Raw genomic sequence first — 21,576 nt, forward strand, 5'->3', positions numbered from 1 at the left:
GCTGGAGCGGTGCTTGTCGCGTTATTAGCGATGGGCATGCCAGAAGGACACGCAACGAAAAAAGATCTCTGGATGTTCATTGCAGAGATGAGTGCTTCACTTAGAACGCTATCCAACACCAGTGTTAATGATCTGCCGTTGCAGTTTACGCTGACGAAAGATAATGAATACATTCACTTCTATCATGCCGATGATGTCAGGCTGGCAGAGGATATGCGCATTACCGGGATTGATTTACGGGTAAGCAAAGAGCGCGACGGCATGGCACCGTTATTGAATTTTTCCCCGTCAGGTCAGTGCATCACACTCGATGCCGTTAAAAAGCATTATCCGGAGCTGGTGTTAACGGATTATCCCCGAGGCCGCTCCGGAAATGAAGTGACCAGCTATACCGCGCCAGAAGATATGAATGGACAAAAGGCTAGTTTCAGTTTCTCCGTAAATAAACCTGATTGTCTGGACTCGGTTGTCATTAGCGCGGGCAGTGATTAACGTGAAAAATTACATTTTAATATTTCTTCGTTTTACCGCGATATTTTCCGCTCTGAACTGCTATGGGGTGTATGCACATAATATGCCGCCGGTTTTAGTTAACCAGGATTTTACTGTGCAGATGGAAGATGAGACTGTCACATTGGGCGAAAGATGGACAGATGACGTTGCGCGTAAAATTGAGGTGCCGATAGAAGGTAATTTTGTCGGTGAGGTTCCTTTTGACGGAACCCACTATAAATTCTACCAGCATCAAAAGGCGGGTATTGACATATATGTTTCCAATCTCTGGTGGGATAAGGTCGAACGCAATGCTGACGATTATATCGTATCGCAAATTACCCTTACAGCCGGGGAGGGCAAAACACCGCGCGGTATTCATGTAGGGTCAACAGCCAGGGAACTCAGTAATGCATATGGCAAGGGTCAGATGGAAAATGATGCCGGGGAACAATGGTGTTTTTATCAATTGGGTAACAAGCTTCTCTCGTTCGGGATTAAAGACAGCAAGATTGTGACAATAACAATCAATTACGATAATGGCGCCCAAGAGTAATTTATGGCCAGGAAAAATTTAGCATGCGCATTGTTCACCGCGCTATTACTGGGCTCAGTTGAAACTTCAGCCGCGCTTGATCTATCGCAATACAATAGGCTCGATACCGTAGACCACATCGTTAACGACAGCGAAGTGAATGAGACGCTCAGGAAGACGCTGGGCAGCGATTACGAGACGTTTATTAGCAATTTTGATGTCTTTGGCGAACCCCATTCAACCTCAGGCGAAGGCCTGTTTGTTGAAGGCTGGCGTAACGATCTTTATCTGGAGAATGCGTCAGCTTTGGTCGTTGAACCTGACGGCAAAATCTATACGGCCTGGGTCGTTCCTGAGTCAGACGTTATTCATTATCAGTCATCTGATCATCGTCAGGTGGTGAATGCTGATATTCAGCAATGGGCTGCCAGATTCAAAGCGATGCATTTTGCAACGAACAGCCAGGCAAAATTAACGTTTGATGGGGTGTGGGCAGGCACGTTCGGCACTGACTCGACGCTAACCCTGCGTTTAACGGAATCAGGCGACCGTATCTCCGGGTCATATTGCTATATCTCTCAGAGAGGAAACCGCATCGATTGTCCCGCAGAGGATGAACACAATCTAAGCGGTGCTATCACGGGCAATCGTGCGAACGTTAAGTTCGACTCCTCGTTTGGCGGTGTGGATGGACGAGCAGTTCTGGAAATTAACGGAAGCAAAATGACGTGGCGTTTAGTAACGCCTCCTCAAAAAGGTCATGATTATGCTCCGCTGCGTTATACGCTAAATAAAGCGGCTCCCGTTCATAACGTTGAAACCAGAAAGCTGGATACCGATAAGTTCACTATTTCTCTGGTAAATAACTGCGGGCGTTTCGAGCGTGAGTGTGGCCAGATGTATTATCTTGGCGTTCGCAAAAGTGATAACAGTACGATCTCCTTAAAGGGGAAAACGCTTCAGGATCCCACAGGTAAAATAACCGGCTCAACCTATAAGAATGGGGACGTTACCTATACCGTGACCTATGCACCACTGAAACTGGTTGTCAGCAAAGGCGGCCATATTTTGGTTGAGCAGTCGGGCCACTGGCTTGAATAACGAAACAGCCGTTCAAAAGGCCAAATCAAACTGGTCATTTTATTTCTTTCAATATTAATCATCCCGAGTCCACCTATGAAATACACCCTCCAGGAAGGTTCGTTTTCCCTTTTTCCTGCTGCCTGGCAGGATAACACGATGAACATCATTCGCGATGACGAAAGCGGGCTGTCTGTGGTTGTCAGTCGCGGGGTTATCCCGGATGGCAGCGATCATGAGAAAGAGTTCCACCGCCAGTGGGAGCTGCTGCGCCCACAGATGGGGGAGATCGTCCAGAGTGAATTTCAGCGCGTAAAAGCCGGTCCTGACGGAAAAATCAACGGTCTGGAAGTTGAAACCTCGTTTGACCGTAACGGCCAGCGCCTGTGGCAAAAACAGCTGGCGTTGCAGACCCCGGGTAAACCGGTCCTGATGATTTTTACCCTCTCGGCACTCAGAGCATTCAATGAAGAAGACGAGGCGCGCTGGAGCGCGCTTAAGCAAAGTTTGACGCTTAACGACAACCGGAATGTGTAAGGCATGAGCGATAACAACGCGGCCCGCAAGGGTGACGAGATTATTCACTCCAGCATTTTCGCGGATATCACCAGCATTGTGGCGGAAGGTGCCGCCTACGCGGTGATCGGCGCGGCGGTAGGGCTGGCAGCAACTGCCGCCGCACCACTGCTGGGAGCCGGGGCAGCCGCTGCGGGCGTGGCGGCGATTGGATCCAGCTGCCTGTTAAGCGGGATCGTTGGTGGCGTACTGGCTAACCTGGCGGGTGTTACTGACGATATCAGTAATATCGCGGAGGGACTGGGTGATGCGCTGTTCCCGCCGTCACCCGCAGGTAAAATCACCACCGGCTCCAGCAACGTGCTCACCAACAGCCTTCCCGCTGCACGCGCGGCCGGAACGCTGACGCCCGCAGATACGCCACCTCCAGAACCACAATCACCGGGTAGTTTTGCCGATTACGCCGGTATGTTGCTCTCTGCTGCCGGACAGTTCGGCAGCGAAATGTGGCAGCCGAGCGTGGCCTCCGCTGCGGCGGGTACATCGCCGCTGGAAGAGGATAAGGTCGCGTGTGAAAAACACTCCGGACCACAGTATCTGGCGGAAGGCTCTAAAAGCGTCTTTATCAATGGACAACCGGCAGTACGTGCCAAAGATCGCACCACCTGCGAAGGGACCGTTTCCGATGACGTTTCCCCGAATGTGATCATCGGCGGCGAGACGCTGACGGTTCGCGATATCAAGAGCGGCAAAACGCCGGGGCTGGCACTGGGGATGATTGCGCTCTCCCTGCTGCGCGGCCGTCCGGGCAAGATTTTAAAAAACATGCCCTGTGCCCTGGCAGCAGCCGGGGGCGGGATGCTGGCCGATATGGCCGTCAATGCCGTATTTGGTTCCTCGCACCCGGTTCATGCCGCCACCGGCGTGAAGGTGTTGAATGACGATGATGAGCTCGATTTCTCGCTGCCCGGGCGTTTTCCGCTTCGCTGGCAGCGCAGTTATAACAGCCTGACCACCCGCGAAGGGTTGTTTGGCCTGGGCTGGGCAACAACCTTTGACAGTTATCTGACGCTTGAAGAGAACAATGCCACCTGGTTCGACGAAACCGGGCGTGAGCTGAGCTTTGAACTGCCACCCGTCGACCGCGCGTTCTACAGCATCAGCGAGGGTATTATCATCCGCCGCAACGAGAGCGGTGATGTGGCGATAGCCGATGATGACGGCGCGGTGTGGCGCCTGTATAAACCGACACGCGTGAATCCATCCGTTCTGCGTCTGGCCTCCCTTAGCGACGAATACGGCAACGCACTGCTGACGGAGTGGGATGAGCACGGCAGGCTGGTCGGTCTGCACGATGAGCCGCGGGCAATAGACGTCACCCTGCGCTATGAGCACGAACGGTTCCCACAGCGCGTAACCGCTGCCAGCCATTTTGACGGCAGCCGTAGCTGGCCGCTGATGCAATGGGGTTACGATGCGCGTGGCCAGCTGGCGAGCGCGACGGATGCCTCTGGTGTAGTTACCCGCGAATACCGCTATAACGACCATGGCCTGATGGTCTGGCATCGTCTGCCGGGCGGGCTGGAAAGTGAATACCGCTGGAAAAAATTTGACCACTGGCGCGTGGTTGAAAACCGCACCAGCACCGGGGATGGCTGTCGCTTCACCTACGATCTTGACGCCGGGTTGACCACCGTCGAACACTACGACGGTCAGAAACGTCAGCACTACTGGAACGCGCAAAATCTGATCGTCCGCTACGTTGACGAGCGCGGCGAGAACTGGTGCTACACGTGGGATGAGAACGAGCTCCTCACGCAACGCATTGATCCGCTCGGGAACACCGTCACCTTCGTTTACGACGAGATGGGCAACCGGGTGCAGGAGATCGACCCTGACGGCAATGCCCGCACCACGACCTGGCTTGAACACCGCGCGCTACCGACGGCCATCATTGAAGCCGACGGCAGCGCTACCCGGTTCTGGTACGACGAACATCACGGCCTGAACCGCGTGGTGGACCCAATGGGGCAGACCACGCTGCTGCGCCGGGATGAGTTTGGTCAGGTCGTTGAAGAGGTGGATGCCGCCGGAAACAGCCGCCATCATGAGTACAACGAAGCAGGACAAGTGGTGCGTGCGACAGGCTGCTCTGGCCACACCACCCGCTACCAATATCATCCGCTGGGCTGGTTGATGACCGAGACGGGCGCCGACGGCGAAGAGACGCGTTATCGCTACGACGCTGCCGGACGCCCGCTACAGCTCGATCGTCCGGAAGGCTGGACAGAGTCGCTAAAATGGAACAAACGTGGCCTGCCGGTGAAGCATGCTGGCGCCGACGGGAAAGAAAGCGAGTTCAGATACGATGAGGCCGGACGCTTAACCGCCACGCGTAATACCCAGGGTGAAGAGGTCCGCCGCCGCTGGGACAGCAGAGGGCGTCTGATTGCCCTTGAAAATGAAAACGGCGAAGCGTATCAGTTCCGCTGGGGGCCTGACTCGCTCTTGCTGGAGGAGGTGGGGCTCGATGGTGTGGCCTCGCAGTATCGCTACGACGCCTGTGGGCGCACGATAGCGCGCACCTTTGCTGCCGGTCATCCGGAGGCCATCACACACGCCTTTGCCTGGAGCGCGAGCGGGCAACTGGTCGCCCGCACTACGCCGGAAGGGCAGACCCGCTACCACTACACCCCGTCAGGGCTGTTGACCCGGATTGGGCTGCACCCGGCGCTTTCAGCCGACGCGTGGAGTACCGAGGCTGAGCAGGAGCTTTCCTTTGAGTATGACGCACTTGGTCGCGTGACCCGCGAAGCGGGCGAGCACGGTGAGCTGGCATGGCAGTATGATGCCCTTGGCAACCGCACCTCCGTTACGCTGCCGGATGGCCGCGAACTCAAACAGTTCTACTACGGCAGCGGGCATCTGCTCAGCATTGCCCTTGATAAGTTGTCGGTATCCGACTTTACCCGCGACGAACTCCACCGGGAGACCAGCCGCACGCAGGGGCTGCTCACCACCCGCAGCGAATACGACCGTCTCGGCCGCCTGCATCGCCGGGACGTCTTCACCGGCAACGCCCAGCGCCCGTCACCTCGCCGCTGGTCCCGCCGCTGGGATTATGACTACCGCAATAACCTGGTGCGGGAAGAACGGGATGATAATCCGTTCAGCTGGTACCGCTGGCAGTACGACAGCGCCGGGCGCCTGCTCGTTCAGGACGGCACGCTGCCCGGGCAGGAGCAGTGGCGCTGGGATGCGGCCGGTAACCCGCTCGACGGATCTGCTGAGAAGGTCACGCACAACCGTCTGACGCAGCTGAACGGCATTCGCTGGCGTTATGACATCCACGGCCGCACCGTGGAGAAGGATAACGGCCAGACCCGCTGGCACTACCGGTACGACGGTGAACACCGCCTGACGGAAGTGATCAGCCAGCCGCGGGATCGCAACAGGCCGCAGACGCAGGTCAGCTTCCGTTACGATCCGCTTGGGCGCCGCATCAGCAAAACGCGCCAGCAGATGCTGGGCGGACAGCCAACCGGTAAGCCCGTCACCACCCGGTTTGTCTGGGAAGGGTTCCGCCTGCTGCAGGAGCTGCATGGAGACGTGCCGCTGACCTACGTCTACAGCGACCAGGACAGCTACGATCCGCTGGCACGTATTGACGGCGTTGATGCTCCGGAGATTTTCTGGTTCCACTGCCAGCCGAACGGTACGCCGGAACGGATGACGGATATCGAAGGGCAGGTGCGCTGGGAAGGCGTTAACAGCGCCTGGGGCAAGCTGCTGCGGGAAAGCGAGACGCAGCTATCAGGATATTCCCAGAACCTGCGGATGCAGGGGCAATACCTGGACCGTGAGACAGGGCTGCACTACAATCTGTTCCGGTATTACGACCCGGACTGCGGGCGGTTTACGCAGCAGGACCCGATAGGGCTGGCGGGAGGGATAAATCTTTACCAGTATGCGCCGAATGCGTTGGGGTGGGTGGATCCGTGGGGGTTGAGTAGATGCAATACAGGGAAAAAACCAGGGCCGCAACTTCCTGGAGGAATTGCTGAAACATTTGATAAAAGTATTTATAAAAACAGGCAGCTAAAAAGAGACGAGACTTTTTATAAATATCATGGTGTAAATAATAGAACAGGAAGAAAAATCTCTTGGCTGACAAATGAAAAATACAATTCTGAGGAGGTGTTGCGAGAAAAGCTAGCTATTCGTCATGATTGGGGTGTAAATATTACTAATGTATCAGAGTTTAGAGTTCCTAAGGGAACTTGGGTGAGTGAAGGTCCTGCTGCAGCTCAAGGGGCAGGATATCCTGGGATGGGATACCAGGCTGTGGTGTCAAATCTTCCAAGAGCATGGGTGGTTAAAACTTTAAGGGTTCCCTGGTAATGAATTTGAATAACTTAAAAAATGCACTTGAAAAAATAATTTTTGAACTTAATGCCAATGGTAAACATGAATCGGCAAATTTTTTTCAAACTCGTTATGATCAGATAATAATTTTTGGAGACAAAATTTCATTGGAAATAGTTGAAAGTCTGTCAACATGCAGAGCTATGGCTCAATACGCAAACTTTTCCCTCAGGGAAGAAAAACTTTTAGATGATGTTGTTAATTACGCACTTGATATTAAAAAAATGATGCCCTGATATTAAGCAAAGGGAAGGAATGATTTTTTGCGAGGTTATAATTATGTGGTTGTCTGTTTTTGAAATTCTCACTCCAACCACAAAAACAGACAATTTTTAATAAAAGAGCGCATAAATAATTACTATTAACCGGCTTAATGTATTAAAATTAAAGCTAGCGTCATTCAATTCATCTACATGCGGACGAAATTAGCCGTCGAAGCAGTCTTGCCCCAGTCTGTTACAATTTTGTACACTAAACCATGATGATAGACACTGTTCTTTTGAGGATTTGTTAGCCTTATTTTTCTTGAGTGCGATTAGGCTCTAAAACTGTCTGCTAAGAGCCATTGCTGCAAGCATGGTCTTTAGCTGATTCTAAAACTTGATCTGCTCACTCATCTTGCTATCCTTAATTTGATATGAATATTTAAAATATTCAGAGCATTGTAAAACTGCATTTTGCTAGTGTATGAAGATGGTAATCGTAATCATTTACTTTATTGAAATATCACAGGATAAACATGATGTATTTCTTAGAAAGAAAAGATGCTGAAAAACTTCTCCATAAATTTTTAAAGAATACTTTAAAAAATCAGACTGATATTGATAAACTAATGGGGCTGGCAATTAATCATGATTCCGGCATTCCTATGAAAGGAATAATTTATGAATATGATAAAATGGAGAAAAATAAACCAACCAAACAAGATTTAGATGATCTTAACACACTGATGCATTTTTATGGCCCGTGATTAAAAATATGATGCCATGCTTCTATAAGGATATATTTATAGACCGAAAGAAATCATCTATGACGAAAAAAAGATGATTTTCATGAGTATTCAGATAAAACACTCATGCCCTAAATTAAATTGCGAGGTTATTTTCAAAAATAAACACACTAAACCTCTTTGGAATCTTCAGAACGATTCGATAGTTGATGCTTTATATAATATATCGGGCTTCAAACTATAACATATCGAGATGATCTGAAACTTACTTATAAACGTAATAAAAATATTTATTAAGAGCGAAGATGATCGCTTATTTCAATTTTTTAAAGAAAAAGACGTGCTCGAGTGGATATGCTGCACAAGAAGCGTACGCTTAAGTATACCTTGCTTAGACCTCGCAATGGTCGACTCAACACGCCAGTTAGTCTTTGCGTTAAGCGAGCCAAAGCCATTACAAACCGTTTTGACCATCTTCAAGGCTCAGGGCGAAAAACTATTTTGGTCTGCACCTCCTGAAGGCGCGACTTTCTATTACTTAACATTCAACCTGTCAAAGGAAGTGGTCGTTGTCTGTAGCTATCCAACAAAAAAAAACGGCTGGCATGATTGGTTTTACTCCTGGGATATGACGCGTAACGCGTTGTCTTACTCAGGCCCTGCATATTAAGATCAAATGTGCCCAAAATGATAACCATAACCGGGTGGCAAAAGAGGGACTGCATAAGCAATTTCAACAAGCGGCTAAAACACAACTGAGAGGCAAAGGATGAGCACGGTTTACATTGTCATTTTAACCTATATCAGACCACTCGAAGAGATTGATGCAGCGATACCAGCACATATAGAGTGGCTGAAAAAGGGGTATGCAGAGGGTATTTTCCTCGCATCCGGAAGACGGGTCCCAAGAAACGGTGGTGTCATTCTCGCTAAATGTGAGAGTCTTGCCTCACTTGAAGAGCGACTACGCGAAGATCCGTTTCAGAGGTTAAAGCTTGCGACGGCTGACATCATTCCTTTTGAACCCAGCATGAAAACAGAACGCTTAGCCAATGTGTTTTGACCGCGCAATAAAAAAATCCACGCCAAAGCGTGGATTTTTTTCATTCATATCGACTCAGACGTTAAACAGGAAGTTCATCACATCGCCATCTTTAACGATGTAGTCTTTCCCTTCAGCACGCATCTTGCCGGCTTCTTTCGCGCCTTGCTCACCCTTGTAGGTGATGAAGTCTTCAAACGCGATAGTCTGCGCACGGATGAAGCCTTTCTCGAAATCGGTGTGGATCTTGCCCGCAGCCTGTGGAGCCGTTGCGCCAACAGGGATAGTCCACGCACGCACTTCTTTCACCCCAGCGGTGAAGTAGGTCTGCAGGTTGAGCAGGGCATAACCTGCACGGATAACGCGGTTCAGACCTGGCTCTTCCAGACCCAGCTCGGCCATGAACTCGTCTCGCTCTTCGTCATCCAGCTCGGCGATATCGGCTTCTACAGCGGCGCAAACCGGAACAACGACAGAACCTTCTTGCTCGGCGATAGCACGAACCTGATCGAGGTACGGGTTATTTTCAAAACCGTCTTCGTTCACGTTGGCAATGTACATGGTTGGCTTCAGCGTCAGGAAGCTCAGGTAGCGTATAAGCTCTTTCTCGTCTTTGCTCAGGTCCAGAGAGCGCAGCATACCTGCGTTTTCCAGTTGTGGCAGACATTTTTCCAGTACCGCTAATTCGGCTTTGGCGTCTTTATCGCCACCTTTGGCTTTCTTGGAGATACGGTGGATCGCACGTTCGCAGGTATCCAGATCCGACAGCGCCAGCTCGGTATTGATTACATCAATATCTTCCGCCGGGTTTACTTTACCTGCTACGTGGATAATGTTGTCGTTCTCGAAGCAACGCACCACGTGACCGATCGCTTCGGTTTCACGGATGTTGGTCAGGAACTGGTTACCCAGACCTTCACCTTTGGATGCACCTTTCACCAGGCCCGCGATGTCCACGAACTCCATGGTGGTTGGCAGAATGCGCTGCGGCTTCACGATTTCCGCGAGCTGGTCCAGACGTGGGTCGGGCATTGGTACAACGCCGGTGTTAGGCTCGATGGTACAGAACGGGAAGTTCGCCGCTTCGATACCCGCTTTGGTAAGCGCGTTAAACAGGGTGGATTTGCCCACGTTTGGCAGACCGACGATACCGCATTTGAATCCCATTTCTAAATCACCTTAATATCTTGATAATCAATCCGTTAACGATAACCGACTGATGAAAAGTAAATAACTACGCCTATTATACACGTAACCCGCCTACCGCGCGGTAAAAATGCCGTATCGGGCAGATTATTGCGCTTTGAAAGCATGTAAGCGGTTTGTCGCTTTGGTTAACCCATCTTTGAGCCAGATTTCAGTGCAGCACGCCGCTTCGTCTACCGCCTCATCAATCAGTTTCTGCTCAGAAACCGGGGGCTTACCCAGCACAAAACCAACAACTTTGTTTTTATCGCCCGGATGGCCGATTCCTACGCGCAAACGGTAAAAATTCGGGTTATTACCCAGCTTACTGATGATATCTTTCAGACCGTTGTGTCCGCCATGGCCGCCGCCCAGTTTAAACTTTGCCACGCCTGGCGGCAGGTCCAGCTCATCGTGAGCAACCAGAATCTCATCAGGATTGATGCGATAAAACGTTGCCATTGCCGCCACGGCCTTGCCGCTCAGGTTCATAAAGGTGGTAGGCACCAGCAGGCGCACATCCGCGCCGGCGAGATTGATACGTGAGGTATACCCGTAGAATTTTGGTTCTTCACGCAGGGGAGCACGTAACCGTTCGGCCAGCAGATCAACGTACCAGGCCCCGGCATTGTGGCGGGTTGCAGCGTACTCTGCGCCTGGGTTGGCGAGGCCGACAATCAGTTTAATCGTCACGATTCAATTCCTAATGGGTTCCAGATCTGGCGCGTAGTTTACTGTCTGGCGCGCCGCTTGACAAAATTCTGCGACCTTAACAGCGAAATACGAATAATTACTTATTTGAACAATTAGAATTTCAAGCTGTTCAATGCGTTATTTGTAAATTTTTGTTTGGGAGTAATCTGTAATTGTGATCATTGACGCAACTCATAAAAGGGGCGTTGTCTATACTTTACACACAAGGAATAGGGACTTATTCCCTACAACCCAAAGTTCCGGAGGTGACATATGAAACGCAAAAACGCTTCGTTACTCGGTAACGTGCTGATGGGGTTGGGGCTGTTCGTGATGGTAGCCGGTGTGGGTTATTCAATTTTAAACCAATTGCCGCAGCTTGATCTCCCACAATACTTCGCGCATGGTGCGGTATTGAGCATCTTCCTGGGGGCGGTACTGTGGCTCGCCGGGGCGCGTGTGAGCGGTCATGAGGAAGTGTGTGATAAATACTGGTGGGTGCGCCATTACGACAAACGCTGCCGCCGCGACCAGCATAAGCACAGCTAGTGCGCATAGAATAAAGAACACTGAAACGACTCCAGATGGAGTCGTTTTTTTTTGCCTGAGGGGTTGACCCTCACGTAACGTAAGGCACCAGAGTGGCGTCACTGGCAAAATAAAAGGAGCAGTTATGTTGATTCAGGTGGGTGAACTGGCAAAACGCGCTGGGATCACCGTGCGCACATTGCATCACTATGAGCAAACAGGGTTATTGCTACCTTCTGCCAGAAGCGTGGCAGGCTACCGGCTTTATAATCTGGCGGATGTACAGCGCTTGCATATGATTCAGGCACTGGCAAAAGCGGGGCTGGAGCTTGCTGAAATCAGGGATTTTCTGGAGCAGGAGTCGCTTTCGTTAACGGAACTCCTCGATGCGCAAATCAGTTTGCTGGATAAACAACTGCGCAGCATTAACACGCTGCGTGACAGGCTGGTGGACTTGCGCACCGGGCTTACCGGCGATGAAACGCCCGATCTGGAATCCTGGCTACAGACTCTGGAGTTAATGAATATGTACGATCGCTGGTTTAGCAAAGAAGAGTTACAGCAACTGCCGTTTGCGGTGCAGAAAGATGCGCTGGCGGCTGTCTGGTCAGGGCTGGTTACCGAGGCCAACACGCTGCTGGAACAGCATACACCCGTTTCTGACCCGCGGGCGATGGATCTCGCGACGCGCTGGATGGAGCGCCTGGAGCAGGACACTGCCGGCAAGCCGGAGTTTCTCACCCGGCTGAACGAGATGCACAGCGTCGAACCTCAAATGCGTGAGCAAACGGGCATCACCGCAGAGATGACCGACTACATCACGCGGGCGTTTGCCGAATCGAAGCTGGTCATCTGGGAAAAGTATCTCTCTGCCGATGAGATGGCTTTTACCCGGAAACACTACTTTGACCGCATGATGGAGTGGCCGCCGCTGGTGGCGAAGCTGCACCAGGCGCAGCGGGAAAATCTCGATCCCACCTCTGACGAGGCGCAAAAGCTGGCTGAAACCTGGCTGGCGTTGTTCCAGTCATACGCAGGAACAAACCCTGAGACGCAGCAAAAGTTTCGCGCTGCTATGCAGCAGGAGCCGCATCTGATGAAAGGGACATGGATGACGCCTGCTGTGCTTGAATGGCTCCAGCAGGCGATAGGGATAATGATGCAGAGACGTTTCTCCGCATCAGATGAATCACAGATCCGCTAACGCGGCGTCACGGTTGGGATAGAAGGCAAGGCGGCCAGGGATCGGCTGCACGCCAGCGCGCGCCATAGTGCGCAGCGGCTGAAATTCCAGATTACTCACCCGCAGCTCGCAGCCTTCCGGCAGACGTTTTACAAAGCGCTGGAAGGCGTCCAGCCCACCGGCGTCCAGCACCGGTACGGCATCCCATTTCAGCACCACAATCCGTTTGCCCGCAATGCGGGATTCCAGATCGCTGAACAGGCCTTCCGCCGCAGCGAAGAACAGCGGACCGATTACCCGCAGCACCAGCACATCATCAGGCACCTCCACGTTTACCGGGGAAAGGCGCGTCATCTGCGCGATCCGGCGCATAAACAGCAGGGAAGCCAGCACGATGCCGACGCTGATGGCGATCACCATATCGAACAGCACGGTCAGCGACATACAGATCAGCATGACGATGATGTCGTCTTTCGGTGCGCGACGCAGCAGGTTCACCACCTTATGCGCTTCGCTCATGTTCCAGGCCACCATCAGCAGCAGGGCGGCCATGGCAGAGAGCGGCAGCCAGGAGAGCAGCGGTGCGAGGATCAGCAACGCGAGGATCACCAGCAGGGAGTGGATAACCGCCGAAACCGGTGAAGTTGCACCCGCGCGCACGTTGGCCGCAGAACGGGCGATAGCCGCGGTGGCTGTAATACTGCCGAAGAACGGAGCGATGAGGTTACCTAAGCCCTGGCCGACCAGTTCGCTGTTGGCTTTGTGCTTGGTACCGGTCATGCCATCGAGCACTACGGCGCAGAGCAGAGATTCAATCGCCCCCAGCATCGCCATTGAAAAGGCGGCGGGCAGCAGTGCACGCAGCGAATCCCAGCTTAAGGTAAAGCTGGAGCCGGGCATATCCCAGGGAAGAACCAGTTGTGGTAACAGTTGAGGAATACCGCTGCCCTGAGAACCGTCCGCCAGAACATAGTGGAACTGTGAGCCGATGGTGGCGACATGACCACCAAACATGTTGACGATGGCCATCACCGCGCAGCCCAGCAGCAACGCGGGCAGGTGGCCAGGCAGACGAATGCCTAAGCGCGGCCAGACGATGAGCGTACCCAGCGTAACGATCCCGATGGCTGCATCGCCCATGTTGGCCGTGGGCAGTGCCATAAACAGTGCTCCCACTTTCTGCAGATAGTGCTCAGGAACGTGAGGCATCTGCAGCCCCAGGAAATCTTTAATTTGCATCGTTCCGATGGTGATGCCGATCCCGGAGGTGAATCCCAGCGTTACGGAAAGGGGAATATATTCAATCAGCCGGCCAAAGCGGGCCAGGCCAAAGAGAATCAAAAAGAGGCCAGACATGAGCGTGGCAACCAGCAGGCCTGCCAGACCAAACTGCTGTGATACCGGATAGAGGATCACCACAAAAGCAGCGGTAGGGCCGGACACGCTGAAACGCGAACCGCCCGTGAGGGCAATCACGATCCCGGCGACGGCCGAGGTATACAGGCCATACTGTGGAGCCACGCCGCTGCCAATAGCCAGCGCCATGGCCAACGGAATGGCGATAATACCAACGGTGATCCCGGCAATCAGGTCACGGATAAAGCGTGACGAGGTGTATTTCTCTTTCCAGCATGCGTCGATGAGGGCGCGAAAGGGCAGAACATGTGAGGAAGTGATGTTTTTCACAATTATCTATCATCCGTATGCGCATCATCTGTCATATCAATGGCAGGTGAAGGAGGCATTAATCATACAAATAAAACCCAGAGACAAAAAAACCCGCCGCAGCGGGTTTTTCGGCCGTGTTCGATTAGTGTTCGAACATTGCAGAGATGGATTCTTCGTTGCTGATACGACGAATCGCTTCGGCCAGCATCCCGGACAGGGTCAGGGTACGCACGTTTGGCAGTGCCTTGATCTCGTCACTCAGTGGGATGGTATCGCATACCACAACTTCGTCAATGACGGAGTTACGGAGGTTGTTTACCGCGTTACCGGAGAAGATCGGGTGAGTCGCGTACGCGAACACGCGCTTGGCACCACGCTCTTTCAGCGCTTCAGCGGCTTTACACAGCGTACCGCCGGTATCGATCATGTCGTCAACCAGCACGCAGTCACGGCCAGCAACGTCACCGATGATGTGCATCACCTGAGAAACGTTAGCGCGCGGACGGCGTTTGTCGATGATTGCCATGTCGGTATCGTTCAGCAGCTTAGCGATAGCACGGGCACGTACCACGCCGCCGATGTCCGGAGAAACCACAATCGGGTTGTCCAGGTTCAGCTGCAGCATATCTTCCAGCAGGATTGGGCTGCCGAATACGTTATCAACCGGGACGTCGAAGAAGCCCTGAATCTGCTCTGCGTGCAGGTCAACGGTCAGTACGCGGTCAACGCCAACGCTGGACAGGAAGTCCGCGACAACTTTAGCGGTGATTGGCACACGCGCGGAACGGACGCGACGGTCCTGGCGGGCATAGCCAAAGTAAGGGATTACAGCAGTGATACGGCCTGCAGAAGCGCGACGCAGGGCATCGACCATAACAACCAATTCCATCAGGTTGTCATTCGTTGGAGCACAGGTGGACTGGATGATGAAAATATCACCACCGCGTACATTTTCGTTAATTTGTACGCTGACTTCGCCGTCGCTAAAGCGACCTACAGCGGCGTCGCCGAGGGAAGTGTACAGGCGGTTGGCAATACGTTGTGCTAGTTCCGGGGTGGCGTTACCAGCAAAAAGCTTCATATCAGGCACGAGAAGAACCTCAGGCATGCGTCCAGTGGTGGATAGCGTTCGCCGCAAACTGTGCGGGGCCAGGCGAAATGCTATCCAGGCGGTGTATTAAAGAGCGCGATGCAACGTCTGGAACAGGGTGACGTTGTCACCGAAACTCAGTCTGCGCCAGAATGGCCTGCTGTAGGGGGGAGGTGTTCATCCCGCGCGCTACAAAACCATGCAGCCAATCCGGCGCTTGCTCAAGCACCTGACGAGCGGCGGATTCGGTGTCAAATTCAGCAAAGACACAGGCCCCTGTACCAGTCAGGCGCGACGGCGCGTATTCTAACAGCCAGGAAAGCGCCGCATCAACCTCGCGAAAACGTTTTCTTGCGATAACCTCGCAATCGTTGCTGAATTCACAATTTAATAACGTTTCTATTGACCGCGCCGGGGTATTGCGTGGCAGCTCAGGATCTTTGAAGATGACCGGAGTCGGAATGCTGACGCCTGGATGGGCTACGAGGTACCATTTTTCCGGCGGTTCAACCGGGGAGAGGATTTCACCCACCCCCTCAGCAAATGCAGCATGACCGCGCACAAACACCGGGACATCCGCCCCCAGCGTTAACCCTAACGCGGCCAGTTCATCCGTTGACAATCCGCAGCCCCAGAGATGATTCAGGGCGACCAGGACGGTCGCGGCATTGGATGAACCGCCACCCAGCCCACCGCCCATCGGCAGACGCTTCTCAATGCGAATATCCGCACCGCTCCCGGCGGGCAAGCGCCCGGTGTCAGCCGCTGCGTTCATCAGCAGACGCGCGGCGCGCACGATCAGGTTATCCTCATGCGCTACGCCTTCCACCGGCGTCAGCAGACAGATCTGCCCGTCCTGACGCAGCTCAATCGAGAGCGTGTCGCCATAATCGATAAACTGAAACAGCGTCTGCAGGGTGTGATACCCGTCAGCACGTTGGCCGGTGATATATAAAAACAGGTTAAGTTTTGCCGGAGAGGGCCAGTGGGTCATCATTTAACGATCCAGTTGTCCATTTTCAGCTTGATGCGCTGGCTACCCTGCGTCAGCTCCATATTCGACGGCAGCGACGGTTTACTGTTGCTGTCATAGGCGCTGTACACCACCTTCCAGGTTTTACCGTTCTGCGTGTAGTTCACCTGGCTCAGACGGTACTGATCGTCCAGGGTGTAGTCGGTGGCGTCACCCGGCAGGCCCAGGATCCACTGGCGCAGGCTGTTCAGCGGGATAGGCATTCCGGTCAGTTTGCCAATCATCTCTTCCGCGTCGGTGGCGGTGTAGTGCTGGCCTTTGTTATCCGTGATCTGCGCTTCACCCGGCTTAGCGTTAAGCTCCAGCTCGGTACTGCCCAACGGGTTCAGCAGCAGCAGGCGGTAGTTATCTTGCCCCGTTTGCTGCCAGAAGAAGCGGGCATAAACCTTTTGTTCGTCAGAGAGATAAGCAAACGCGCCGCGGGTCTGGTACTGACTTAAATTACGTACGTCCTGCTGGTGCTGACGCCACTGTGGTGAGTCAGGGCTTTTGCCCGGGCCTTTTGGTTGAGTGACAGAACATGCGGTCAGAACCAGTGCTGCCAGCGGCAGCAGGCGAATCAGTCGGGTCATAATGAGGACAAATCCTTGAGATACGTTGCAGTTATAACTGTTAATGCTAGCGTTGAAGGGTGTCACCGTCTACGTTCAAATTATCTCAAAGCGTTGAGTAACCTATTACTCCGAAAGGGGGCAGTCTCTTTTATTGATCTCGCGCATCCTGTATGATGCGTCTTGCTAACCTTATTAACGCTGGTACTACTCCCGCTCAACATGACCCTATTAGCACTCGGCATCAACCACAAAACCGCCCCGGTTTCGCTGCGAGAACGCGTCACGTTTTCGCCGGATACGCTCGACCTGGCGCTGGATAGCCTGCTTGCACAACCGATGGTGCAGGGCGGGGTGGTGCTCTCGACGTGCAACCGTACCGAGCTTTACTTAAGCGTGGAAGAGCAGGATAACCTGCATGAAGCGCTGATCCGCTGGTTATGCGACTACCACAATCTCAACGAAGACGAGCTGCGTAAGAGCCTGTACTGGCATCAGGATAACGATGCGGTGAGCCATCTTATGCGTGTCGCGAGTGGTCTGGATTCGCTGGTGCTGGGCGAGCCGCAAATTCTCGGTCAGGTAAAAAAAGCGTTTGCGGATTCGCAAAAAGGGCATCTGAAAGCCAGCGAGCTGGAGCGTATGTTCCAGAAGTCATTCTCCGTGGCGAAGCGTGTGCGAACCGAAACCGACATTGGTGCCAGTGCGGTTTCTGTTGCGTTCGCGGCCTGTACTCTTGCACGTCAAATCTTCGAATCCCTGTCGACCGTCACCGTGATGCTGGTCGGCGCGGGCGAAACCATTGAGCTTGTGGCGCGCCATCTGCGCGAACATAAAGTGAAAAAGATGGTTATCGCTAACCGCACCCGCGAGCGTGCACAGGTGCTGGCAGACGAAGTCGGGGCCGAGGTGATTGCGCTGAGCGAGATCGACGAACGCCTGAAAGAGGCGGATATCATCATCAGTTCTACCGCCAGCCCGCTGCCGATTATCGGTAAAGGGATGGTAGAGCGCGCGCTGAAATCCCGTCGTAATCAGCCAATGCTGCTGGTGGATATCGCCGTTCCGCGTGATGTCGAACCGGAGGTTGGCAAACTGGCCAACGCCTATCTCTACAGCGTGGATGACCTGCAAAGCATCATTTCGCACAACCTTGCCCAGCGTAAAGCGGCAGCGGTGCAGGCGGAAACCATTGTCGAGCAGGAAGCCAGTGAATTTATGGCCTGGCTGCGCGCGCAAAGCGTCAGCGAGACCATCCGCGAATATCGCGGTCAGGCGGAGCAGGTGCGTGATGACCTGACTGCCAAAGCGTTAGCAGCTCTGGAACAGGGCGGCGACGCACACGCTATTATGCAGGATCTGGCCTGGAAACTGACCAATCGCTTGATCCATGCACCAACCAAATCACTCCAGCAGGCTGCCCGTGACGGGGACGATGAACGCCTGACTATTCTGCGCAACAGCCTCGGGCTGGAATAGCGCCCTATACCCATTTTCTATTACAAGGTGCACTTACGCCTATGAAGCCTTCTATCGTCGCTAAACTGGAAGCTCTGCACGAGCGCCATGAAGAAGTCCAGGCGCTGCTCGGCGATGCCGGGACCATTGCGGACCAGGAACGTTTTCGCGCACTGTCGCGTGAATATGCGCAGTTAAGTGATGTTTCAAAATGCTTTACCGACTGGCAACAGGTTCAGGAAGATATCGAAACCGCGCAGATGATGCTCGACGATCCTGAAATGCGCGAAATGGCGCAGGAAGAGCTGCAGGATGCCAAAGCGCGCTCAGAAGAGATGGAGCAACAGCTGCAGGTGCTTCTGCTGCCGAAAGATCCAGACGACGAGCGTAATGCGTTTGTGGAAGTCCGCGCCGGAACGGGCGGTGATGAGGCGGCACTGTTCGCCGGAGACCTGTTCCGCATGTACAGCCGTTACGCCGAATCGCGTCGCTGGCGCGTGGAGATCATGAGCGCCAACGAAGGCGAGCACGGCGGTTTTAAAGAGGTGATCGCCAAAATCAGCGGTGACGGCGTGTATGGCCGTCTCAAGTTTGAGTCCGGCGGCCATCGCGTGCAGCGTGTACCGGCGACCGAGTCGCAGGGCCGTATTCACACTTCAGCCTGCACGGTTGCGGTGATGCCAGAGCTGCCGGAAGCGGAACTGCCGGACATTAACCCGGCGGATCTGCGTATTGATACCTTCCGTTCTTCCGGGGCGGGTGGTCAGCACGTTAACACCACCGACTCCGCCATCCGTATTACCCACCTGCCAACCGGCATTGTGGTGGAGTGTCAGGACGAACGCTCTCAGCACAAAAACAAAGCCAAAGCGCTGTCCGTGCTGGGTGCGCGTATTCACGCGGCGGAAATGGCAAAACGTCAGCAGGCGGAAGCGTCAACCCGTCGTAATCTGCTGGGCAGCGGCGATCGTAGCGATCGTAACCGTACCTACAACTTCCCGCAGGGCCGCGTGACCGACCACCGCATCAACCTGACGTTATACCGTCTGGATGAGGTGATGGAAGGCAAGCTCGATATGCTGATTGAGCCTATCGTGCAGGAATACCAGGCCGACCAGCTGGCGGCATTGTCCGAGCAGGAATAATGGATTATCAGAGCTGGTTACGCCAGGCCACTGGCGCGCTCCCTGACAGTGAAAGCCCGAAGCGCGACGCCGAAATTTTGCTGGAATATGTGACGGGAAAAGCCCGCACGTATCTGCTGGCCTTCGGTGAAACTGAACTGACCGTAGAGCAGGAAGCGCAACTGGCCGCGCTGCTCGCCCGCCGTAAAACCGGCGAGCCGGTGGCGCATCTGGTCGGGGAGCGCGAGTTCTGGTCGTTACCCTTGTTCGTCTCAGCGGCGACGCTGATTCCGCGTCCCGACACCGAATGTCTGGTGGAGCAGGCGCTGGCGCGGTTACCCGCAGTGGCCAGCCGCATTCTCGATCTCGGAACGGGCACTGGCGCAATCGCGCTGGCGCTCGCCACCGAGCGGCCCGATTGCGCGGTAACGGCGGTCGATGTGATGCCCGACGCGGTGGCACTGGCGCAGCGTAACGTTGAGCGACTGGGCGTGACTAATGTGACCGTGATGCAAAGCAGCTGGTTCAGTGCGCTGGAGAAGCAGACGTTCGCGATGATTGTCAGTAATCCGCCCTATATCGACGAACACGACCCGCACCTGGCGCAGGGGGATGTTCGCTTTGAACCGCTGACGGCGCTGGTCGCAGGTAATGCAGGGCTGGCCGATCTGGAACACATTGTGACAACGTCACGACAACATCTCCTGCCCGGCGGCTGGCTGCTGGTGGAGCATGGCTGGACGCAGGGGGAGGCGGTGCGTGGGCTCTTCAGGCAGACGGGTTATGCTGCTGTCGAGACCTGCCGCGACTACGGCGGTAACGAGCGTCTGACGCTGGGGCAGTGGCAGTGGCAGTGAAAACAGGTTATCTGCCATTTACTGATAAAGGCGCATGGCTGACTGAAAAGCTGTTTGGCGTTATCATCTATACCCAAAATAATTCGAGTTGCATGAAGGCGGCAAGAGAGCGAGTCCTCAGGAGCATAGTTAACTATGTGACTGAGGTGAGCGAGCGCAGCCAACGCGCATGCAGCTTGAAGTATGATGGGTATATATCGTTTTGGGTTTTATCGCGCCTGGACGTCGTCGTCCGCGCAGCCAGCAGGTCGGGTTTATCGCCTTTCTGCTGGGTCTGGTGGTGCTGTACATCATCATTAAACTCGCCACCACAAGAATACCGTTACTGGGGTAAGTCATGAGGTCCTTAGCCGATTTCGAATTTAATAAAGTGCCGCTCTGCGATGGCATGATCCTGATTTCGGAGATGATTCGCGACGATTTCACGTCGCAGTATGTCTACGATGAGCTGGAAAGTCTGGTCAGCCTGGCGCGCGAAGAGATCAATCAGGCGCGTCCGCAGGACTGGCAACTGGAAAAGCTGCTGGAGCTTTTCTACGGCGAGTGGGGTTTCTGCGACACGCGTGGCGTGTATCGCCTGTCTGACGCATTATGGCTGGACCAGGTCTTAAAAAATCGTCAGGGCAGCGCCGTTGCGCTGGGCTCTATTTTGCTGTGGATCGCGCACCGTCTGGATATTCCACTGGTGCCGGTCATTTTCCCGACGCAGATGATCCTGCGTGCCGAGTGGCTGGACGGGGAGATGTGGTTAATCAATCCGTTTAACGGCGATACGCTGGATGAACATACGCTGGATGTCTGGCTGAAAGGTAATATCAGCCCGGTGGCCGAGCTCTTTAACGAAGATCTCGACGAAGCCGATAACGCCGAAGTGATCCGCAAGCTGCTGGATACGCTGAAATCTGCACTGATGGAAGAGCGGCAGATGGAGCTGGCCTTGCGCGCCAGCGAAGTGCTGCTGCAATTTAATCCGGAAGACCCGTACGAAATTCGCGACCGCGGGCTGATTTATGCCCAGCTCGACTGCGAGCATGTGGCGCTGAACGATTTAAGCTATTTCGTCGAGCAATGCCCGGAAGACCCGATCAGCGAAATGATTCGCGCGCAGATCAACGCGATCTCGCACAAACAAATTACACTGCATTAATCTTAATTCCGATTCACACC

At 53.8% G+C, this 21,576-nt stretch carries 20 protein-coding genes and 2 pseudogenes; 16 read left to right on the forward strand and 6 right to left on the reverse strand.

Features of this window, described 5'->3' with window-relative positions:
* The first annotated feature begins 9 nt into the window (after window positions 1–9).
* The 8 genes from ACOTZF_RS15900 to ACOTZF_RS15935 all read left to right on the forward strand — a co-directional run bounded on the left by ACOTZF_RS15900 (window position 10) and on the right by ACOTZF_RS15935 (window position 9,060).
* The gene (locus ACOTZF_RS15900; RefSeq protein ID WP_230210002.1) at window positions 10–492 is read left to right on the forward strand and encodes a hypothetical protein; all 483 of its coding nucleotides are present in this window, start codon (window positions 10–12) and stop codon (window positions 490–492) included.
* 115 nt (window positions 493–607) lie between these two features.
* Window positions 608–1,048 carry a hypothetical protein gene (locus tag ACOTZF_RS15905; RefSeq protein WP_230210001.1) on the forward strand — a complete coding sequence of 147 codons (441 nt, stop codon included), beginning with the start codon at window positions 608–610 and terminating at the stop codon, window positions 1,046–1,048.
* A gap of 3 nt (window positions 1,049–1,051) precedes the next feature.
* Entirely contained in the window at window positions 1,052–2,128 is a 1,077-nt protein-coding gene (locus ACOTZF_RS15910) for a hypothetical protein (protein ID WP_129251860.1), read from the forward strand.
* A 75-nt stretch (window positions 2,129–2,203) separates the two neighbouring features.
* Window positions 2,204–2,644, forward strand: a complete 441-nt coding sequence (locus ACOTZF_RS15915; RefSeq protein WP_129251858.1) for a DcrB-related protein — start codon at window positions 2,204–2,206, stop codon at window positions 2,642–2,644.
* A gap of 3 nt (window positions 2,645–2,647) precedes the next feature.
* On the forward strand, window positions 2,648–7,024 hold the full coding sequence (locus ACOTZF_RS15920) for an RHS repeat-associated core domain-containing protein (RefSeq protein WP_129251856.1): 4,377 nt from the start codon (window positions 2,648–2,650) through the stop codon (window positions 7,022–7,024).
* The gene (locus tag ACOTZF_RS15925) at window positions 7,024–7,284 is read left to right on the forward strand and encodes a hypothetical protein (protein WP_048972362.1); all 261 of its coding nucleotides are present in this window, start codon (window positions 7,024–7,026) and stop codon (window positions 7,282–7,284) included. Before ACOTZF_RS15920 ends, ACOTZF_RS15925 begins: the two co-directional genes overlap by 1 nt.
* A gap of 503 nt (window positions 7,285–7,787) precedes the next feature.
* Window positions 7,788–8,018 carry a hypothetical protein gene (locus ACOTZF_RS15930; protein WP_224085025.1) on the forward strand — a complete coding sequence of 77 codons (231 nt, stop codon included), beginning with the start codon at window positions 7,788–7,790 and terminating at the stop codon, window positions 8,016–8,018.
* A gap of 748 nt (window positions 8,019–8,766) precedes the next feature.
* On the forward strand, window positions 8,767–9,060 hold the full coding sequence (locus ACOTZF_RS15935) for a YciI family protein (protein ID WP_029882738.1): 294 nt from the start codon (window positions 8,767–8,769) through the stop codon (window positions 9,058–9,060).
* 54 nt (window positions 9,061–9,114) lie between these two features.
* On the opposite strand, the gene ychF is transcribed toward ACOTZF_RS15935, so the two are convergent.
* A complete protein-coding gene (ychF, locus tag ACOTZF_RS15940) occupies window positions 9,115–10,206 on the reverse strand; it encodes a redox-regulated ATPase YchF (protein ID WP_129251854.1) in 1,092 nt (363 codons plus the stop codon).
* Window positions 10,207–10,332: 126 nt separating this feature from the next.
* On the reverse strand, window positions 10,333–10,917 hold the full coding sequence (gene pth / locus ACOTZF_RS15945; protein ID WP_129251852.1) for an aminoacyl-tRNA hydrolase: 585 nt from the start codon (window positions 10,915–10,917) through the stop codon (window positions 10,333–10,335).
* A 273-nt stretch (window positions 10,918–11,190) separates the two neighbouring features.
* Here pth and ychH point away from each other — a divergent pair, with 273 nt between their 5' ends.
* Window positions 11,191–11,466 carry a stress-induced protein YchH gene (ychH, locus tag ACOTZF_RS15950; protein WP_013096227.1) on the forward strand — a complete coding sequence of 92 codons (276 nt, stop codon included), beginning with the start codon at window positions 11,191–11,193 and terminating at the stop codon, window positions 11,464–11,466.
* A gap of 124 nt (window positions 11,467–11,590) precedes the next feature.
* Window positions 11,591–12,649: a MerR family transcriptional regulator gene (locus tag ACOTZF_RS15955; RefSeq protein WP_129251850.1), complete on the forward strand. Its 1,059-nt coding sequence runs from the start codon at window positions 11,591–11,593 to the stop codon at window positions 12,647–12,649.
* On the opposite strand, the gene dauA is transcribed toward ACOTZF_RS15955, so the two are convergent.
* The 4 genes from dauA to lolB all read right to left on the reverse strand — a co-directional run bounded on the left by dauA (window position 12,635) and on the right by lolB (window position 16,991).
* Entirely contained in the window at window positions 12,635–14,314 is a 1,680-nt protein-coding gene (gene dauA, locus ACOTZF_RS15960) for a C4-dicarboxylic acid transporter DauA (RefSeq protein WP_129318089.1), read from the reverse strand. The two genes, ACOTZF_RS15955 and dauA, sit on opposite strands and share 15 nt — an antisense overlap.
* A gap of 124 nt (window positions 14,315–14,438) precedes the next feature.
* Entirely contained in the window at window positions 14,439–15,386 is a 948-nt protein-coding gene (gene prs, locus ACOTZF_RS15965) for a ribose-phosphate diphosphokinase (RefSeq protein WP_003856663.1), read from the reverse strand.
* A gap of 127 nt (window positions 15,387–15,513) precedes the next feature.
* Complete coding sequence (ispE, locus tag ACOTZF_RS15970) at window positions 15,514–16,383, reverse strand: 4-(cytidine 5'-diphospho)-2-C-methyl-D-erythritol kinase (protein WP_020690900.1); 870 nt, start codon at window positions 16,381–16,383, stop codon at window positions 15,514–15,516.
* Window positions 16,380–16,991, reverse strand: a complete 612-nt coding sequence (gene lolB, locus ACOTZF_RS15975; RefSeq protein WP_013096231.1) for a lipoprotein insertase outer membrane protein LolB — start codon at window positions 16,989–16,991, stop codon at window positions 16,380–16,382. Before lolB ends, ispE begins: the two co-directional genes overlap by 4 nt.
* Before the next feature lie 201 nt (window positions 16,992–17,192).
* On the opposite strand from lolB, the gene hemA reads away from it, so the two are divergent.
* From hemA to sirB1, 6 genes and pseudogenes are all read left to right on the forward strand, one after another.
* Window positions 17,193–18,449 carry a glutamyl-tRNA reductase gene (gene hemA / locus ACOTZF_RS15980; protein WP_013096232.1) on the forward strand — a complete coding sequence of 419 codons (1,257 nt, stop codon included), beginning with the start codon at window positions 17,193–17,195 and terminating at the stop codon, window positions 18,447–18,449.
* 41 nt (window positions 18,450–18,490) lie between these two features.
* Window positions 18,491–19,573, forward strand: a complete 1,083-nt coding sequence (prfA, locus tag ACOTZF_RS15985) for a peptide chain release factor 1 (RefSeq protein WP_013096233.1) — start codon at window positions 18,491–18,493, stop codon at window positions 19,571–19,573.
* On the forward strand, window positions 19,573–20,409 hold the full coding sequence (prmC, locus tag ACOTZF_RS15990; RefSeq protein ID WP_040022154.1) for a peptide chain release factor N(5)-glutamine methyltransferase: 837 nt from the start codon (window positions 19,573–19,575) through the stop codon (window positions 20,407–20,409). The genes prfA and prmC overlap by 1 nt, the downstream gene beginning before the upstream one ends.
* Window positions 20,379–20,477, forward strand: a pseudogene (locus ACOTZF_RS15995) (siroheme synthase); the annotation flags it as partial. The gene prmC and the pseudogene ACOTZF_RS15995, both read left to right, overlap by 31 nt.
* A 123-nt stretch (window positions 20,478–20,600) precedes the next feature.
* Window positions 20,601–20,743, forward strand: a pseudogene (locus ACOTZF_RS16000) (siroheme synthase); the annotation flags it as partial.
* A gap of 3 nt (window positions 20,744–20,746) precedes the next feature.
* Entirely contained in the window at window positions 20,747–21,556 is an 810-nt protein-coding gene (gene sirB1 / locus ACOTZF_RS16005) for an invasion regulator SirB1 (RefSeq protein WP_013096236.1), read from the forward strand.
* Window positions 21,557–21,576: the final 20 nt, after the last annotated feature.

The sequence above is a fragment of the Enterobacter cloacae complex sp. SHL021 genome (assembly GCF_049237765.1).
GTDB classification, from domain to species: Bacteria; Pseudomonadota; Gammaproteobacteria; order Enterobacterales; family Enterobacteriaceae; genus Enterobacter; species Enterobacter cloacae.

What these genes read in the sequence shown, in the direction of transcription:
- ACOTZF_RS15910 (WP_129251860.1), top strand. Translation starts at nt 1,052, where the DNA reads ATGGCCAGGAAAAATTTAGCATGCGCATTGTTCACCGCGCTATTACTG.
- ACOTZF_RS15915 (WP_129251858.1), top strand. Translation starts at nt 2,204, where the DNA reads ATGAAATACACCCTCCAGGAAGGTTCGTTTTCCCTTTTTCCTGCTGCC.
- ACOTZF_RS15920 (WP_129251856.1), top strand. Translation starts at nt 2,648, where the DNA reads ATGAGCGATAACAACGCGGCCCGCAAGGGTGACGAGATTATTCACTCC.
- ACOTZF_RS15925 (WP_048972362.1), top strand. Translation starts at nt 7,024, where the DNA reads ATGAATTTGAATAACTTAAAAAATGCACTTGAAAAAATAATTTTTGAA.
- ACOTZF_RS15930 (WP_224085025.1), top strand. Translation starts at nt 7,788, where the DNA reads ATGATGTATTTCTTAGAAAGAAAAGATGCTGAAAAACTTCTCCATAAA.
- ACOTZF_RS15935 (WP_029882738.1), top strand. Translation starts at nt 8,767, where the DNA reads ATGAGCACGGTTTACATTGTCATTTTAACCTATATCAGACCACTCGAA.
- ychF (WP_129251854.1), bottom strand. Translation starts at nt 10,206, where the DNA reads ATGGGATTCAAATGCGGTATCGTCGGTCTGCCAAACGTGGGCAAATCC.
- ychH (WP_013096227.1), top strand. Translation starts at nt 11,191, where the DNA reads ATGAAACGCAAAAACGCTTCGTTACTCGGTAACGTGCTGATGGGGTTG.
- ACOTZF_RS15955 (WP_129251850.1), top strand. Translation starts at nt 11,591, where the DNA reads ATGTTGATTCAGGTGGGTGAACTGGCAAAACGCGCTGGGATCACCGTG.
- ispE (WP_020690900.1), bottom strand. Translation starts at nt 16,383, where the DNA reads ATGATGACCCACTGGCCCTCTCCGGCAAAACTTAACCTGTTTTTATAT.
- lolB (WP_013096231.1), bottom strand. Translation starts at nt 16,991, where the DNA reads ATGACCCGACTGATTCGCCTGCTGCCGCTGGCAGCACTGGTTCTGACC.
- hemA (WP_013096232.1), top strand. Translation starts at nt 17,193, where the DNA reads ATGACCCTATTAGCACTCGGCATCAACCACAAAACCGCCCCGGTTTCG.
- prfA (WP_013096233.1), top strand. Translation starts at nt 18,491, where the DNA reads ATGAAGCCTTCTATCGTCGCTAAACTGGAAGCTCTGCACGAGCGCCAT.
- prmC (WP_040022154.1), top strand. Translation starts at nt 19,573, where the DNA reads ATGGATTATCAGAGCTGGTTACGCCAGGCCACTGGCGCGCTCCCTGAC.
- sirB1 (WP_013096236.1), top strand. Translation starts at nt 20,747, where the DNA reads ATGAGGTCCTTAGCCGATTTCGAATTTAATAAAGTGCCGCTCTGCGAT.